This is a genomic window from Streptomyces tritici (assembly GCF_048500665.1).
Taxonomy (GTDB): Bacteria; Actinomycetota; Actinomycetes; order Streptomycetales; family Streptomycetaceae; genus Streptomyces; species Streptomyces tritici.
In genome coordinates, this window is the sequence record NZ_CP183183.1 from 5,752,331 (window position 1) to 5,769,168 (window position 16,838).

12 protein-coding genes are annotated in these 16,838 nt (G+C 72.6%); 8 read left to right on the top strand and 4 right to left on the bottom strand.

Features of this window, described 5'->3' with window-relative positions:
• Positions 1 to 14: 14 nt before the first annotated feature.
• The 3 genes from mmsB to chvE are packed head-to-tail and all read right to left on the bottom strand — an operon-like array spanning position 15 to position 4,008.
• On the bottom strand, positions 15 to 1,259 hold the full coding sequence (gene mmsB, locus ACNJ93_RS26375) for a multiple monosaccharide ABC transporter permease (protein WP_418959935.1): 1,245 nt from the start codon (positions 1,257 to 1,259) through the stop codon (positions 15 to 17).
• Positions 1,256 to 2,902 carry a multiple monosaccharide ABC transporter ATP-binding protein gene (mmsA, locus tag ACNJ93_RS26380; protein ID WP_418959936.1) on the bottom strand — a complete coding sequence of 549 codons (1,647 nt, stop codon included), beginning with the start codon at positions 2,900 to 2,902 and terminating at the stop codon, positions 1,256 to 1,258. The genes mmsB and mmsA overlap by 4 nt, the downstream gene beginning before the upstream one ends.
• Positions 2,899 to 4,008, bottom strand: coding sequence for a multiple monosaccharide ABC transporter substrate-binding protein (gene chvE / locus ACNJ93_RS26385; RefSeq protein ID WP_418959937.1), 1,110 nt, complete (start codon positions 4,006 to 4,008; stop codon positions 2,899 to 2,901). Before chvE ends, mmsA begins: the two co-directional genes overlap by 4 nt.
• Positions 4,009 to 4,236: 228 nt before the next feature.
• On the opposite strand from chvE, the gene ACNJ93_RS26390 reads away from it, so the two are divergent.
• The 6 genes from ACNJ93_RS26390 (at position 4,237) to ACNJ93_RS26415 (ending at position 12,830) form a co-directional block, all read left to right on the top strand.
• Entirely contained in the window at positions 4,237 to 5,283 is a 1,047-nt protein-coding gene (locus ACNJ93_RS26390) for a LacI family DNA-binding transcriptional regulator (RefSeq protein ID WP_418959938.1), read from the top strand.
• 236 nt (positions 5,284 to 5,519) lie between these two features.
• Entirely contained in the window at positions 5,520 to 7,226 is a 1,707-nt protein-coding gene (gene araB / locus ACNJ93_RS26395) for a ribulokinase (RefSeq protein WP_418959939.1), read from the top strand.
• 77 nt (positions 7,227 to 7,303) lie between these two features.
• Positions 7,304 to 8,812, top strand: coding sequence for an L-arabinose isomerase (araA, locus tag ACNJ93_RS26400; RefSeq protein ID WP_418959940.1), 1,509 nt, complete (start codon positions 7,304 to 7,306; stop codon positions 8,810 to 8,812).
• A gap of 71 nt (positions 8,813 to 8,883) precedes the next feature.
• Positions 8,884 to 9,600, top strand: a complete 717-nt coding sequence (gene araD / locus ACNJ93_RS26405) for an L-ribulose-5-phosphate 4-epimerase AraD (RefSeq protein WP_418959941.1) — start codon at positions 8,884 to 8,886, stop codon at positions 9,598 to 9,600.
• A 99-nt stretch (positions 9,601 to 9,699) separates the two neighbouring features.
• Positions 9,700 to 10,062: a DUF1304 domain-containing protein gene (locus ACNJ93_RS26410; protein ID WP_418959942.1), complete on the top strand. Its 363-nt coding sequence runs from the start codon at positions 9,700 to 9,702 to the stop codon at positions 10,060 to 10,062.
• A gap of 143 nt (positions 10,063 to 10,205) precedes the next feature.
• Positions 10,206 to 12,830, top strand: coding sequence for an RICIN domain-containing protein (locus ACNJ93_RS26415; RefSeq protein WP_418959943.1), 2,625 nt, complete (start codon positions 10,206 to 10,208; stop codon positions 12,828 to 12,830).
• A gap of 92 nt (positions 12,831 to 12,922) precedes the next feature.
• Here the strand turns inward: ACNJ93_RS26415 and ACNJ93_RS26420 are convergent, their stop codons facing one another.
• On the bottom strand, positions 12,923 to 13,612 hold the full coding sequence (locus tag ACNJ93_RS26420) for a DUF6882 domain-containing protein (protein ID WP_418959944.1): 690 nt from the start codon (positions 13,610 to 13,612) through the stop codon (positions 12,923 to 12,925).
• A gap of 192 nt (positions 13,613 to 13,804) precedes the next feature.
• Between ACNJ93_RS26420 and ACNJ93_RS26425 the strand changes: the two genes are divergently transcribed.
• The gene (locus tag ACNJ93_RS26425) at positions 13,805 to 15,358 is read left to right on the top strand and encodes an NCS1 family nucleobase:cation symporter-1 (protein ID WP_418959945.1); all 1,554 of its coding nucleotides are present in this window, start codon (positions 13,805 to 13,807) and stop codon (positions 15,356 to 15,358) included.
• A 54-nt stretch (positions 15,359 to 15,412) separates the two neighbouring features.
• A complete protein-coding gene (locus ACNJ93_RS26430; RefSeq protein ID WP_418959946.1) occupies positions 15,413 to 16,822 on the top strand; it encodes an amidase in 1,410 nt (469 codons plus the stop codon).
• Positions 16,823 to 16,838: the final 16 nt, after the last annotated feature.

Below are 16,838 nucleotides of genomic sequence, written 5' to 3' on the forward strand. Positions count from 1 at the left end.
TCGGTGGGAAGGCGTCAGGCGCCCGCCCTCCGCTTGTTCCACACGTCGAAGCCGACCGCGGCGAGCAGCACCAGGCCCTTGATGACCTGCTGCCAGTCGGTGCCGACCCCGACGAGGTTCATCCCGTTGTTGAGCACGCCGAGGACCAGGCCGCCGATGATGGCGCCCAGGACGGTCCCGACGCCGCCGCTCATCGACGCCCCGCCGATGAACGCGGCGGCGATGGCCTCGAGTTCGAAGTTCACGCCGGCCTTCGGCGAGGCCGCGTTGAAGCGCGCCGCGAAGACGAGCCCGGCGAGCGCCGCGAGCATCCCCATGTTGAGGAACACCGCGAAGGTCACCTTCCGGTCCTTGACCCCGGACAGCTTCGCGGCGGCCAGGTTCCCCCCGATCGCGTACACGTGGCGGCCGATCACCGCGTTCCGCATCACATAGCCGAAGCCGACCAGCAGCGCGGCCAGGATCAGCAGGACCACGGGGGCGCCCTTGTAGCTGGCGAGCAGCAGGGTGGTGGCCAGGACGGCCGCGACCAGCGCCGTCACCTTGAGGACGAACAGGCCCGTGGGGAGCGTCTCGAGGGCGAACTCCCGCTGGCGGCGGCGGTCCCGCACCTCCTGGAGGATCACGTAGGCGATCAGTCCCAGGCCGAGGAGCAGGGTCAGGTTGTGGTAGTTGGTCCGCGGCCCCGTCTCGGGCAGGAACCCGTTGGCGATCTTCTGCAGTCCCTCCGGGAAGGGGCCGAGCGTCTGTCCCTTGAGGAAGATCTCCGTGAGCCCGCGGAACAGCAGCATGCCGGCGAGGGTGACGATGAACGACGGTATGCCGACGTACGCGATGAAGAAGCCCTGCAGCGCGCCCGCGGCGGCTCCGAGCAGCAGGGTGAGGAGCACCGCGAGGGGCCAGGCGACCTGGTGCTCGACCATGAGCACCGCCCCGAGCCCGCCCACCAGGGCCATCAGGGAGCCCACCGACAGGTCGATGTGCCCGGAGACGATGACGATCATCATGCCGATGGCCAGGATCAGGATGTAGCTGTTCTGCAGCACCAGGTTGGAGACGTTGCGCGGCAGCAGGAGGTCGCCGCCCGTCCAGATCTGGAACAGGAGCACGATCAGGCCGAGCGCGAACAGCATCCCGTACTGGCGCATGTTCCGCCGGACGCCGTCCAGGAGCACCCGGACCACCGGTGTCCCGGTGGGCGGGGGCCCGCCGTCCGGGGGTGCCGGGGCGGTCGTCTTCGTGCCGACTTCGGTGCTCATGCCGTGTGTCCTTCGCTGGAGGCGGAGTCTGCGGTGACCGCCGGTGGTGCGGGGGTGTCCTGTGTCATGTGCCGCATCAGCACTTCCTGGGTGGCGTCCGCGCGGGCGACCTCGCCGGTCAGCCGTCCTGCGGTCATGGTGTAGATGCGGTCGCACATGCCGAGCAGTTCGGGCAGTTCGGAGGAGATGAGGAGGATCGCCTTGCCCTCGGAGGCGAGCCGGTCGATCACGGTGTAGATCTCGAACTTGGCTCCCACGTCGACCCCGCGCGTGGGCTCGTCGAGGATGAGGACGTCCGGCCCGGCGAGGATCCACTTGCTGAGGACGACCTTCTGCTGGTTGCCGCCGGAGAGACGGCCGACCGGTTCGAGGACGTTCGGGGCCTTGATGTTCATGGTCCGCCGGAACCGTTCGGCCACCCTGCGCTCCTCGTGCCCGTCCACGACGCCGCGGCGGGCGAGGGCGCCGAGGGACGCGAGCGAGATGTTCCGGCTGACGGAGTCCCCGAGGTCGAGCCCGTAGTGCTTGCGGTCCTCGGTGACGTACGCGATGCCGTGGGCGACCGCCTCGGGGACCGTACGGGTCGCCACCTCGCGGCCGTCCTTGAGCACGGCGCCCCGCTCGTAGCGGCCGTAGGAACGGCCGAAGACGCTCATGGCGAGCTCGGTCCGGCCGGCGCCCATGAGTCCGGCGACGCCGACGATCTCGCCGCGGCGGACCTGGAGCGAGACGCCGTCGACGACCCTGCGGGCGCGGTCGAGCGGGTGACGCACCGTCCAGTCCCGGATCTCCAGGACGGGCCGGGCGTCGGCCGGTCCCTCGTACGGCGTGCGCTCGGGGAAGCGGCTGTCGAGGTCCCGCCCCACCATGCCGCGGATGATGCGCTCCTCGTCGGTGGCCGGATCCGCGACGTCGAGGGTCTCGATGGACCGCCCGTCGCGCAGGATGGTGACGGAGTCGGCGATCCGGGCGATCTCGTTCAGCTTGTGCGAGATGATGATCGAGGTGATGCCCTGGCTCTTCAGCTCCCCCACGAGCCGCAGCAGTTGGGCGCTGTCCTCGTCGTTGAGCGCCGCGGTGGGCTCGTCGAGGATCAGCAGCCGGACGTCCTTCGCCAGCGCCTTCGCGATCTCCACGAGCTGCTGCTTGCCGACACCGATGTCGGCGACCCGGGTCCCGGGGTGCTCGTCGAGACCGACCCGCCGGAGCAGTTCGGAGGCACGGCGCAGCGCCTCGTGCCAGTCGATGATCCCGCGCCGGGACGGCTCGTTGCCGAGGAAGACGTTCTCGGCGATCGACAGGTGGGGGACGAGCGCGAGCTCCTGGTGGATGATGACGATGCCGCGCTGCTCGCTGGCCCGGATGTCCTTGAAGCGGCACACCTCGCCGTCGAAGAGGATCTCGCCCTCGTAGGTCCCGTGCGGGTGGACGCCGGACAGGACCTTCATGAGGGTCGACTTCCCGGCGCCGTTCTCTCCGCACAGGGCGTGCACCTCGCCGCGCCGCACGGACAGGGTCACCTCGGCGAGTGCCCTGACCCCGGGGAAGGTCTTCACGATGGACCGCATCTCGAGGACCGGACCGTCCGGGGAGGCGGCGGGGGAGGGGGGTGCGGCGGGGGGGTGGGGCGTGGCGGGGGTCATCGCAGCTGGCCGGCGTCGATGTAGCCGGAGTCGACCAGGACCTTCCGGTAGTTCGACTTGTCGACGCTGACCGGATCGAGGAGGAAGGCCGGGACCACCTTCGTGCCGTTGTGGTAGGTGGTGTCGTCGTTGATCTCGGGCTTCTGGCCGGCGAGGACGGCGGCCACCATGTCGGCGGCGACCTGCGCGAGCGCGCGGGTGTCCTTGTAGACGGTCTGCGTCTGCCGGCCCGCGATGATCGATTTCACGGAGGCGACCTCCGCGTCCTGACCGGTGACGACCGGCAGCGGCTTGGCGGCGCTTCCGTAGTCGTCGGACTCCAGGGCCGACAGGATGCCGATGGAGATGCCGTCGTAGGGGGACAGGACGGCGTCGACCCGGGCCGTGGAGTACGAGGAGGTCAGCAGGTCGTCCATGCGCTTCTGCGCCGTTCCGCCGTCCCAGCGCAGGGTGGTCACCTGGTTGAGCTGCGTCTGCCCGGAGCGCACGACCAGCTGCTTCTTGTCCAGGTAGGGCTTGAGCACCTTCATGGCGCCGTTGAAGAAGTACTTGGTGTTGTTGTCGTCGTTGGACCCGGCGAACAGCTCGATGTTGAAGGGGCCCTGCTTCGAGCCGCCCTTCAGCCCCAGCTTCTCCACGATGTACGTGGCCTGGAGCTCGCCGACCTTCTCGTTGTCGAAGGAGGCGTAGTAGTCGACGTGCGGGGACCCCAGGATGAGCCGGTCGTAGGAGATCACCGGGATGTCGGCGTCCGCCGCCTGCTGCAGGACGTTGGACAGGGCCTCGCCGTTGATGGCGGCCACGACGAGGGCGTCGACGCCCTGCGTGATCATGTTCTCGATCTGGGCGACCTGCTGGTCGGGGTCGTCCTCGCCGTACTGGAGGGTCGTGGCGAAGCCGGCCTTCTTCAGGCTCGCGGTCATGTTGCGGCCGTCGGCGATCCACCGTTCGGAGGACTTGGTGGGCATGGCGATGCCGATGGTGAGGTCCTTCTTGTCCTTCGACTCCTGGCTGCCGCCCTCGCTGTTCTGCCCGCAGGCGGTCAGGAGCAGGGCGCAGCCGGTGGTCACGGCCAGGAGGGCGGATGCGGATCGGAACTTCTTCATGGGCGATACCTGGCAATCCCGTCGTCGAGGGGCGGCTCCGACCGGGTACGGGCTCGACGGCAGCGCGGGTCCTCGCACCACCGGGACGGCACCGTTCCGGCTGGGTGGCCAGGGCGTCGGCACCCCGGTCGAGCTAGATTGTTAGCGCTCACAACAGCGTGATACAAGAGGCGCTAAGGTTTTTCTCACATCGATGCACAGCCCTGAGCGCGCAGAAGGGAGGCGAACGTGGCGCAGCCTGCGGAAGACGTCCGCCCGCCGACGATGGCCGACGTCGCACGGGAGGCGGGGGTCTCCCACCAGACCGTCTCCCGGGTGCTGAGCGGCCACCCCAACGTGCGCGCCGCCACCCGTGAGCAGGTCACCCTGGCCATCGAGCGGCTCGGCTACCGCCGCAACTCCGCCGCCCGCGCCCTGGTCACGCGCCGTACGCGGACGCTCGGCGTCATCGCCGTCAACACCGCCCTGTACGGCCCCGCCAGCACCCTGACCGGCCTGGAGGAGGCGGCCCGCGAGCAGGGCTACCTCGTCTCGACCGTCAGTCTGCGCACCGGGGGCGGGCAGGGGCTCAAGGACGCCATCGACCACCTCGCGGCCTGGGGCGTGGAGGGCGTCGTCGCCATCACCCCGCAGCGCTCGCACGTGCAGGCCCTGGCCGAACTGGACGCGCCCTTCCCCGTGGTCACCGTGGAGGGCGGCCACCAGCTCGACCTGCCCGGCGTCTCCCTCGACCAGGAACGCGGCGCCCGCATGGTCACCGAGCACCTGCTCGCCGCCGGGCACAGCACCGTCTGGCACGTCTCGGGCCCCGACGACTGGCTGGAGAGCGAGGCCCGCACCGCGGGGTGGCGCGCCGTACTGGAGGAGAGCGGCATCCGCCCGCCGCGCGTCCTGACGGGGGACTGGAGCCCGCTGTCCGGTTACCGCGCCGGGCAGGAACTCGCGGGGCTCGCCCTGGCCCGCCGTGGGGCGACCCCGGTCACGGCGGTCTTCGTCGCCAACGACCAGATGGCCCTCGGCGTCCTGCGGGCGCTGCGCGAGGGCGGCATCCGCACGCCCGCGCAGGTCGCCGTCGCCGGCTTCGACGACATCCCGGAGGCCGAGTACTTCCCGCCGCCGCTGACGACGGTCCGCCAGGACTTCGCCGCCATCGGCCGCCGGAGCATCGGCCTCCTGGTCGACCACATCGAGGGCCGCGCCCGGAAGGCCGAACACCTCCTGGTCGAACCGCAGCTCATCATGCGCGCGAGCACCCGGCCTCCGAGCGAGGGCTGACGCGCCGGGCGGCCCTGCGGGGTGGCCGGCGGCCGGCGGCCCTGGCCGTCCCCCTGACGGCCGTTCGCCTTCCTCCGCCGCCGCCCGTCGGCGTCTCGAAGTGAGCGCTCACTTTGGGGCGCCCGTTCTTCGCCTCATCTGCGACAGAAGTGCTCCTGGCTCTTGTCGCAGCCAATTGTGAGCGTTAACAATCAGAGTGCTCCTCCGGCCCCTGCCCATGACGAGAGAGACGCATCGTGACCCCTCACGCCCTTTCCGGCCCCGCGGACCGCCGCCATCCCGAGGCCTGCACCATCGGAGTCGACTTCGGCACCCTGTCCGGGCGTGCCGTCGTGGTCAGGGTCCGGGACGGCGCCGAACTCGGTTCGGCGGTCCACGAGTACCGCCACGCCGTCATCGAGGACCGCCTGCCCACCACCGGTGCGCCCCTGCCGCCCGACTGGGCCCTGCAGCACCCCGACGACTGGCGCGACGTCCTGCGGACCGCCGTCCCGGCGGCGCTCGCCGACGCCGCCGTCGATCCGGCCCTCGTCATCGGCATCGGCACCGACTTCACCGCCTGCACGGTCCTGCCGACCACCCCGGACGGCACCCCGCTCGCCCTGACGCCGGAGTGGGCCGAACGCCCGCACGCGTGGCCCAAACTGTGGAAGCACCACGCGGCCCAGGACCAGGCCGACCGCATCAACGCCCTCGCCCACGCGCGCGGCGAGAAGTGGATCGCCCGGTACGGCGGCAGGATCTCCGCCGAGTGGCAGTACGCGAAGGCCCTCCAGGTCCTGGAGGAGGACCCCGCGGTCTACGCCGCCTGCGCCCGCTGGATCGAGGCGGCCGACTGGATCGTCTGGCAGCTCACCGGCGACGAGTCCCGCAACACCTGCACCGCCGGTTACAAGGGCATCCACCAGGACGGGGCCTATCCCTCGCCCGAGTTCCTCGCCCGCCTCCATCCCGGCTTCGCCGACTTCCCCGCCAGCCGCCTGGAGCACCCGCTGTCCCCGCTGGGCTCCCGCGTCGGCGCCCTGAGCCGCCGGGCCGCGCACTGGACCGGCCTGCCCGAAGGCATCGCCGTCGCCGCCGGCAACGTCGACGCCCACGTCGCCGCACCGGCCGCCGGCGCCGTGGAGAACGGCCGGATGCTCGCCATCATGGGCACCTCCACCTGCCACGTCCTCAACGGCGCCGTCCTCGCCGAGGTGCCCGGAATCTGCGGGGTCGTCGACGGCGGCATCGTCGAGGGCGCGTACGGCTACGAGGCGGGGCAGAGCGCGGTCGGCGACATCTTCGCCTGGTGGCTCCGCCAGGGCGTGCCGGACCACTACCGCGCCGAGGCCGAGGCCGCGGGCGAGGACCTGCACCAGCTCCTGACCCGCAAGGCCGCCGGCCAACCGGTCGGCGCCCACGGCCTGGTCGCCCTGGACTGGATGAACGGCAACCGCTCCCCCCTCGTCGACCACCATCTCTCCGGAGTCGTCGCCGGCCTCACCCTCGACACCGCGCCCGAGGACGTCTACCGGGCCCTGCTCGAATCCACCGCCTACGGCACCCGCATGATCGTCGAGACCTTCGAGGAAGGCGGGATCCCCGTCGAGGAGTTCATCGTCACGGGCGGACTGAAGAAGAACACGCTGCTCATGCAGATCTACGCCGACGTGCTGCGCCGCCCCGTCTCCGTCGGCGCCTCCGACCAGGGGCCGGCGCTCGGCTCGGCCATTCACGCCGCCGTCGCCGCGGGCGCCCATCCCGACGTCCGCTCGGCCGCCGCCGTCATGGGCAGCGTCGAGCGCCACGCGTACGTGCCCGACCCGGCACGGGCGGACGCCTACGACGCGCTCTTCGACGAATACCGCGCGCTGCACGCGCACTTCGGCACCGGCGCGGACCTCCTCCTGCACCGCCTGCGACGGATCCGCAACGCCGCACGCGCCGCCACCACCGGCTGACCGAGCCGCCCCTTTCGCCCCGGCCTCCCGCAGTCCTCCGACCTGTCCGCCCCGCACCTCCGAGGAGCACACCCGACATGACGCTCGCCCCGCCCGACCGCGAGATCTGGTTCCTCACCGGGAGCCAGGCCCTCTACGGCGACGACACCCTGGCCCAGGTCGCCGACCAGTCCCGCGCCATCTGCGACACCCTCGCCGGACAGCCCCGGATGACCGTCCGCCTCGTGTGGAAGCCGGTCCTCACCGACGCGGCCGCCATCCGCAGGGTCTGCCTGGACGCCAACGCCGACGACCGCTGCATCGGCGTGATCGCCTGGATGCACACCTTCTCCCCGGCCAAGATGTGGATCGCCGGCCTCGACGCCCTGAGCAAGCCCCTGCTGCACCTGCACACCCAGGCCAACCGCGAACTCCCCTGGTCCACCATCGACATGGACTTCATGAACCTGAACCAGGCCGCCCACGGCGACCGCGAGTTCGGCTTCGTCCAGACCCGGCTGGGCGTCCCGCGCAAGACCGTGGCCGGGCACGTCTCCGCGCCCGACGTCGTCGACCGCATCGCCGGATGGGCCCGCGCCGCCGTCGGCCGCGCCGAACTCACCACCCTCAAACTCGCCCGGTTCGGCGACAACATGCGCGACGTCGCCGTCACCGAAGGCGACAAGGTCGAGGCACAGCTGCGGTTCGGGGTCTCCGTCAACACCTACGGGGTCAACGACCTCGTCGCCGCGGTCGACGCCGCTCCCGAGGACGCCGTCTCCGCCCTCCTCAAGGAGTACCAGGACCTCTACGCCCTCGCGCCCGAACTGCGGCCCGGGGGTGAGCGCCACGCATCCCTGCGCTACGCCGCCCGCATCGAAGCCGGTCTGCGCACCTTCCTCACGGAAGGCGGGTTCCGTGCCTTCACCACCAACTTCGAGGACCTCGGCGGCCTGCGCCAGCTGCCCGGACTCGCCGTGCAGCGCCTGATGGCGGACGGCTACGGCTTCGGCGGCGAAGGGGACTGGAAGACCTCCGCACTCCTGCGCACCCTGAAGGCGACGGCCCACGGCCTGCCCGGCGGCACGTCCTTCATGGAGGACTACACCTACGACCTGACTCCCGGTCAGGAGCTGGTCCTCGGCGCCCACATGCTCGAGGTCTGCCCCTCGCTCACGACGGCGACGCCCTCCTGCGAGATCCATCCGCTCGGCATCGGCGGCCGCGAGGACCCGGTCCGCCTCGTCTTCGACGCGGATCCCGGTCCGGCGGTCGTCGTCGGCCTCGCCGACATGGGCGACCGGTTCCGTCTCGTCGCCAACCGCATCGACGTCGTCGCCCCGCCGGAGCCGCTGCCCCGGCTGCCCGTCGCCCGAGCCGTCTGGCGGCCCCGCCCCGACCTGCGTACCTCCACCGAGGCATGGCTGACGGCCGGGGCGCCGCACCACACGGTCCTGACGACCGCCCTCGTCGGCGAGGAGCTCGACGACCTCGCCGAGATGCTGCGGACCGAACTCGCGGTCATCGACGAGGACACCACCGTCCGGCGCTTCACGCGCGAGCTGCGCTGGAACCAGGCGTACCACCGTCTGGCCCAGACCCTGTGAGCACCCCCGCCGCACCCGCCGCCCCCGCCGCACCCGCCGCCCCCTCCACCCCGACCAGGACGGAGACCTCCGTGAGGAGCACCGCCGTTTCCAAGGAACTGCGACGAGAGGTACTGGAGGCCAACCTCCGCATCCCCCGGGCCGGCCTGGCCACCCTCACCTGGGGCAACGTCAGCGGCGTGGACCGGGACGCCGGAGTCTTCGTCATCAAGCCCTCGGGCGTGCCGTACGACGAACTGGGCGAGGAGGACCTGGTCGTCGTCTCCCTGTCCGACGGGAGCGTCGTGGAAGGCCATCTGCGACCGTCCACCGACACGGAGACGCACCGGAGCCTCTACCTGGCCTTCCCCTCCATCGGCGGCGTCACCCACACGCACTCCACCCACGCCGTCGCCTTCGCCCAGGCCCGGCGTCCGATACCGGTGCTCGGCACGACCCACGCGGACACCTTCAACGGTCCCGTCCCCGTCACCGCGCCTCTCACCCCCCGGCAGTGCGCCACGGACTACGAGTACAACACCGGCCAGGTGATCGTGGACCTGCTGGGCCGCGACGACACCCGGGCCAGGGAGGTCCCCGGCGCCCTGGTTGCCCACCACGGCCCCTTCACCTGGGGGAGCGACGCCACCCGGTCGCTGGAGCACGCCGTCATCTGCGAGGCGGTGGCCGAGATGGCCCTCCACACCATCGCCCTGGGCACGGTCGAGCCGCCGCAGCACGTCCTGGACCGCCACTACACCCGCAAGCACGGCCCGGACGCGTACTACGGCAACCCTCCCTCCGCCTGACCGGGGACGCGACCCCGCTCCGGCTCCGGTGCGGAGCCGGAGCGACGGACCCGGCACGTTGCCGAAGGGGCACGGGCGCCGTGTGTGAGTCTGGCGTCCATGTCGATCCTCGCCACCGTCGTGGTCCTGCTCATCGCCGCGCTCCACGTCTACATCCTGGTCCTGGAGATGTTCCTGTGGACCGGTCCGCGGGCCCGGGCCGCCTTCGGGACCAGCGTCGCGTTCGCGTCCGAGACGAAGGCGCTCGCCGCCAATCAAGGGCTGTACAACGGCTTCCTCGCCGCCGGGCTGGTGTGGGGCGCGGTGGCGTCCGACCCGGTGGGCTTCCAGGCGAAGGTGTTCTTCCTGGTGTGCGTGGCCGTGGCCGGTGCGTACGGCGCCGCCACGGCCAGCCGGAAGATCCTCTTCGTGCAGACCGTTCCGGCGCTGATCGGTCTGGCGCTGGTGCTGGCCGCCCGCTGAACGCTGCCCGCGATCCGTCGCCGAGGAATTCTCCGCCGACGGCAACCTTTGCGGTGCCGGCGACCACAAGAAGGCGGGTCCGGTCGTCCAGGCGTCCGGATCCGCCTTCCCGTCGTGACCGGCACGCAAGGAGAACACCCCCCATGAACACCCCCACGAACGGCGGGCGCCGCGGGCGCCACCGCCGTCGCTGGAGCGCCACCGGCCTGCTGCTCGGTGTGCCCGCGGCCGTCGTGCCGTACTTCCTGTTCACCCAGGACGACTCCCAGGCCGCGACGATCGACCACAGTGCCTACTACCGGCTGGTCTCCGTGCGCAGCGGCCAGGTGCTGGACGTCAACGCCTTCTCCACCGCCGACGGCACCCGCATCCAGCAGTGGACCGATCAGAACACCGCCAACCAGCAGTGGAAGCTGCGCCCCACCGGGGACGGCCACTACGAGCTGGTGAACCGCAACAGCGGCAAAGTGCTGGGCATAGCCGGCGACTCGACCGCCCCCACGGCCGCCGCCGAGCAGCAGACCGACAGCTCCTCCGCCTCCCAGGAGTGGCGGATCGACGACGTGGGCGGTTCCGGCGCCGTCACCTTCACCTCCCGCAGGAGCGGCCACGTCCTGGACGTCTCCGGAGGCTCCACGGCCCGGGGCGCGGCGGTCATCCAGTATCCCGGCAGGGGCACCGCCAACCAGCAGTGGAAGCTGGTGAAGGTGACCGACCCGCAGGAGAACGCGTCCGGGCCGTACACGTGGAAGAACGCCCAGGTCGTCGGGGGCGGTTACGTCACCGGACTGGTGTTCAACCCCCGCGAGCGGGGCCTGCTGTACGCGCGCACCGACATGGGCGGCGCGTACCGCTGGGACGCCGCGGCCGAGCAGTGGATCCCGCTGACCGACTGGCTCGGCGAGAAGGACTGGAACCTGCTGGGCGTCGACGCCCTGGCCACCGACCCCGTCGACCCCGCGCGGCTCTACCTCGCCACGGGCACCTACACCAACGACTGGGCCGGCAACGGTGCGATCCTGCGCTCCACCGACCGGGGCCGCACCTTCCAGCGCACCGACCTGCCGTTCAAGCTGGGCGCCAACGAGGACGGCCGCGGGGCGGGCGAACGCCTGGCGATCGACCCCTCGGACCATCGCACCCTGCTCCTCGGCACCCGCAAGAACGGCCTGTGGCGCAGCACCGACCACGGGGCGACCTGGCGACAGGTCTCCTCGTTCCCCGTCAAGGACGGCGCGAGCAGCGGCGCGGGCGTCTCCTTCGTGACGTACGGCCCGGCCGGCAGCGGGACGGTCTACGTCGGCGTCGCCGACAGGTCCGCCTCCCTGTACCGCTCCACCGACGGCGGCAGCACCTGGCAGGTGGTCCCCGGACAGCCCACCGGCCAGTTCCCGCAGCACGGCGTCCTCTCCGGCGACGGCTCGCTCTACCTGACGTACACCGACGACCTCGGACCCAACGGCGTGACGGCGGGCTCGGTGTGGAAGCACACCCCGGCCGGCGGGGCGTGGAAGAACGTCTCCCCGTCCCGGGGCGGCTACGGGTTCTCCGGCCTGGCCGTCGACCCGCGCAAGCCCTCCACGGTGATGGTCACCACCCTCGGCCGCTGGTGGCCCGAGGACGAGATCTACCGGACCACCGACGGCGGCACGACCTGGAAGGCACTGGCGGCCACGTCGGTGCGGGACGCCTCGGCCGCTCCGTACGTCGGCACTCACACCGGGCACTGGATGACCGCGCTGGCCATCGATCCCTTCGACTCCGGGCACGTGCTGTACGGCATGGGCAACGGCATCTGGCGCAGCGAGGACGCCGCCGCCACCGACAGCGGCGGCACCAGCCACTGGGTCTCGGGAGCCCGGGGCCTCGAGGAGACCGCGCTGATGGACGCGATCGCCCCGCCCGGCGGTGCCGCCGTCGTCACCGCCATGGGCGACCAGGGCGGTTTTCGCCACGACGACCTGACCCGGGTGCCGGCCGGGCGGCTGACGAACCCGATGATGACCAACAGCACCGACATCGACTTCGCCCAGTCGAACCCCGCGCTGATGGTCCGCGTCGGCCGCGGCGGCGCGCAGGACGGCGCCTACTCCGCCGACGGCGGCAGCACCTGGACCGGCTTCAAGGCGGAGCCGGCGCCCGGCGCCCGGGACGGCCGTGTCGCGCTCGCGGCGGACGGCTCGACCATCGTCTGGACCCAGGCCGGCCAGGCCCCGTACCGCTCGACCGACAAGGGGGCGAGCTGGACGAAGGCCGGCGGCCTGGGCACCGACGCCGTGGTCGTCGCCGACCGCTCCTCGGCCAGGACGTTCTACTCGCTGTCCGGCGGCACGCTCCACGCCAGCAGCGACGGCGGCGCCACCTTCACCGCCCGGGCCACCGGCCTGCCCGACGGCCGGCTCACGGCCGTCCCCGGGGTCGCCGGAGACCTGTGGATCGCCGCCGGCGGCAAGGGGCTGCTGCACTCCACCGACGGCGGCCGCACCTTCACCCGGCTCACCACGGTGACGTCCGCCTCCGCCCTCGGCTTCGGCAAGGCCGCCCCCGGCGCCTCGTACCAGGCCCTGTACCTGATCGGCACCGTCGAGGGCGTCACCGGAGTCTTCCGCTCCACCGACAAGGGCGCCACCTGGCTCCGCGTCAACGACGACGCCCACCAGTGGGGCGCCATCGGAGGCGTCGGCGTCGTCACCGGCGACCCCGACACCTTCGGCCGCGTCTACATCGGCACCAACGGACGCGGCCTCCTGTACGGCGACCCGTCCTGACGGCCGCCGGCGGGCGGGCCGCACGGTCCCGCCCGCACCTCCCCGCCGATCTCCCGTCCCCCTGCGTGGTCCCCTCCACGCGGGGGGGCCGGTCAGGGGAGGACGGTGACGCGGACGTCGGCGATGCGGCCGAGGTGGTCGAACCCGACCTCGACGGCGTTGCCGTCCCGGAGGTCGGCCACGAGCCGGGCGCCCTCGGTGCGGTAGGGGACGCCGTGGTGGTCGAAGTAGCCCCCGACCACGTCGCGGGGCGAGTGCCCGATCAGGCCGGCGCCGGTGATCAGCTCCCTCGGCAGGGCGACCGGGTCCAGGGCGGCGCGGGGGACCTGCGGGTCGTCGGGCAGGAAGTAGACCCGCGTCCCCGGGCCCGCCGGCAGGCCCAGGTAGCCGGGCGCCCCGGCGACGCCCATGCCCGTGAAGGCCAGCATCTCGGCCGCGCGGTCCGGGTCCTGGAACCCGCCCAGCTCGACGACCTCCGACGTGAGTTCGGGGATGCCGTGGGCCCGACCGTACCGTTCGAGGGCCCCCGTGAGCGCGACCACCTCGGTGCCCCGGAGGCCCGGATTGGCCCAGCCCCACATCCACGACCGCGCGCTCGTGTCGTACGTGCCCAGCACGGCGACCCGCAGCGCCAGTTCGCCCTGCCGGTACAGGCAGGACGGCAGGTCGGCGGTCCACGGGGCGTCGGGCATGAAGGCGGTCAGGGTCTCGAGCTGGGCCGCGCCCCACGCGGCGTGCCGCTCGGCCTCGCGGAGGAACGCGTCGGTGAACGTGTGTGTCATGCCACGACCCTATGAGGCCGTCGCCTCGGCGAGTCGGCCGGTGGGGGTCGGTCAACGTGCCGCGGCGGCGTGCGTTCGTCCGGATCGAGGCGTTGCGGGCGCCATGGTGCGGGCGGGTCCACGCGCGTACATTCGACGCACCCCCCGCGCCCCGCACGGCCTCGTTCCGTTCCGAACGAAGGGTTCCGCCGCATGACCGCGACCACCGACTCCGACAGAACCGGCGCGACCGACGGGCGGGTCGAACTCGCCCCCGGCTCGGTTCCCGCCGACGGCCGTTTCGTCAACGACGACCTGCTCCCCGTCCCCGTCGCCCGACGCCGCTGGACCACCTACAACTTCGCCGCCCTCTGGGTGGGCATGGCCCACAACATCCCGTCCTGGCTGCTCGCCTCGGGGCTCGTGGCGCTCGGCATGGACTGGAAACAGGCCGTGTTCACCATCGCGCTCGCCAACGTGATCGTGCTGCTGCCGATGCTGCTGACCGGGCACGCCGGGCCCAAGTACGGCATTCCCTTCCCGGTCCTCGCCCGTGCCTCATTCGGGCTGCGCGGCGCGAACCTGCCCGCGCTGATCCGCGCCGGGGTGGCCTGCGCCTGGTTCGGCATCCAGACCTGGATCGGCGGCCAGGGCGTCTTCGTCCTGCTCGGCAAGATCTTCGGCGGCTGGGCGGAGGCCGGCGAGATCGGCGGCCAGCCCTGGACGCTCTGGCTCTGCTTCGTCCTCTTCTGGGCGCTCGAACTCGCCATCATCCACCGGGGCATGGAGGCGCTGCGCCGCTTCGAGAACTGGGCCGCGCCGTTCGTCATCGTCGGGGCGCTCGTGCTGCTCGTCTGGATCGTGGTCAAGGCCGGGGGCTTCGGTCCGCTGCTCGACCAGCCGTCGAAGCTGGGCTGGGGCGCGGACTTCTGGCCGGTCTTCTTCCCCTCCCTCATGGGCATGATCGCCTTCTGGTCGACGCTGTCCCTCAACATCCCCGACTTCACCCGCTTCGGCGCCGGCCAGCGCGCCCAAGTCCGGGGCCAGGCCCTCGGGTTGCCCACCACGATGACGCTGTTCGCGCTGCTGTCGGTGCTCGTCACCTCCGGCTCGCAGGCGGTGTACGGCGCGCCCGTCTGGGATCCGGTGGCGCTGGCGGCGAAGACGGACAACGTCTTCGGCCTGCTGTTCGCGCTGGTGACCGTGCTCGTGGCCACGATCTCGGTGAACATCGCGGCCAACGTGGTCTCGCCCGCGTACGACCTCGCCAACCTCGCCCCGCGCCTGATCAACTTCCGCACGGGCGCGCTGATCACGGGCGTCGTCGGCGTGCTGATCATGCCGTGGAAGCTGACCGAGACCCCGGAGCTGTACATCTTCACCTGGCTGGGCCTGGTCGGCGGACTGCTCGGCACGGTCGCCGGCATCCTCATCGCCGACTACTGGATGGTGCGGCGCACGGTCCTCGACCTCGCCGACCTGTACCGGCCGGGCGGCCGCTACTGGTACGCGGGCGGCTGGAACCCCGCGGCGGTCCTGGCCTTCGCGGTCGGCGGCGTCCTCGCCGTCGGCGGCTCCCACTCGGCGCCCGGCAAGGGGCCGTTCCCCGCGGACGGCCTGATCCCGTTCCTCAGGCCGCTCGCCGACTACGGCTGGGCGGTCGGCCTCGCCGCCTCCCTGCTGCTCTACACCGCGCTCATGGCGGGCCGGCGGCCGGGCCGCGACGGGCCGCGCGGCGGTCCCGGCCCCGTACGGGACGGGGGCTGACAGCGAGGTTACGCTCCAGTAGGGTTCCGGCAGCCGAGAGACGAGGGGGCTGCCGTGACCACGGCCGCGCACGCCGGACTGGCGGAACAGGCACGGCAGTTGCGCGAGGGCGCCGTCACCTCGGCGGCCCTCGTGCAGTCCGCGCTCGACCGCATCGAGGCCACCCGCACCACGCTCAACGCCTTCCGCGTCACCCGGCCCGAGGCCGCCCTCGCCGAGGCCGCGGAGGCCGACCGCGGGCTCGCCCGCGGGGAGCACCTGCCCCTGCTCGGCGTGCCCGTCGCCGTCAAGGACGACACCGACGTCGCCGGACTGCCCACGGCCTTCGGCTGCGCCGGGGAGCTGCCCGCGGCGGCACGGGACGGCGAGGCGGTCCGCCGGCTGCGCGCCGCCGGCGCGGTGATCGTCGGCAAGACCAACTCCTGCGAGCTCGGCCAGTGGCCCTTCACCGAGGGACCCGCCTTCGGCGCCACCCGCAACCCGTGGAACCCCGACCACACCCCCGGCGGTTCCTCCGGCGGCTCGGCCGCGGCCGTCGCCGCCGGACTCGTCCCCGCCGCCCTCGGCTCCGACGGCGCCGGCTCCATCCGCATCCCCGCCGCCTGGACCCACCTCGTCGGCATCAAGCCCCAGCGCGGCCGGGTCTCCGTCCACCCGTACAACGACTGCTTCCACGGCCTCACCGTCAACGGCCCGCTGGCCCGCACCGTCGCCGACGCCGCCCTGCTGCTCGACGCCGTCGCCGGCTCGCACCCCAGCGAGCGCTACCAGCCCACCGCCGTGGACGCCTCCGCCGCCGCCCGCCGCGAGCCGGGCCGGCTGCGGATCGCGCTCGCCTGGCGCCCGCCGTTCACCGCCACGCCCACCCCGCTGCACCCCGGCGTCCGGCGGGCCGTCGCCGGCCTCGGCGAGGCCCTCGCCCGGCTCGGCCACACCGTCGAGGAGGCCAGGCCCCGGTACGGGCTCATCGGGCTGAGCTTCCTGCCCCGGGCCGCCGCCGGCGTCGCCGAGTACGCCGGCCGCCACCCCGAGCCGCGGCTGCTGGACCCGCGCACCCGGGAGACCGCCCGCTCCGGGCGGCTGCTCGGCGGCCGGGCGCTGCGCGCCGCCCGCGGCCGGGAGGCCCGCCAGCACCGCAGGATCGGCGCCATCTTCGACACGTACGACGTCGTCCTCGCCCCCACCACCGCCGCGCCGCCGCCCCGGATCGGGACCTTCGACGGCATGCCCGGCTGGCGCACCGACCTGACCATGGCCTCGGCCTGCCCCTACGCCTGGCCCTGGAACGTCCTCGGCTGGCCGGGCGTCAACGTCCCCGCCGGCTTCACGGCCGACGGGCTGCCGGTCGGCGCGCAGCTCCTCGGCCCCGCCGGAAGCGAGCCGCTGCTGATCTCTCTCGCCGCCCAACTGGAGGACCACCAGCGGTGGTTCGAGAAGCGGCCGGCCGTGTTCGCGCACTCGTGACGGCGACCGTCCCCGG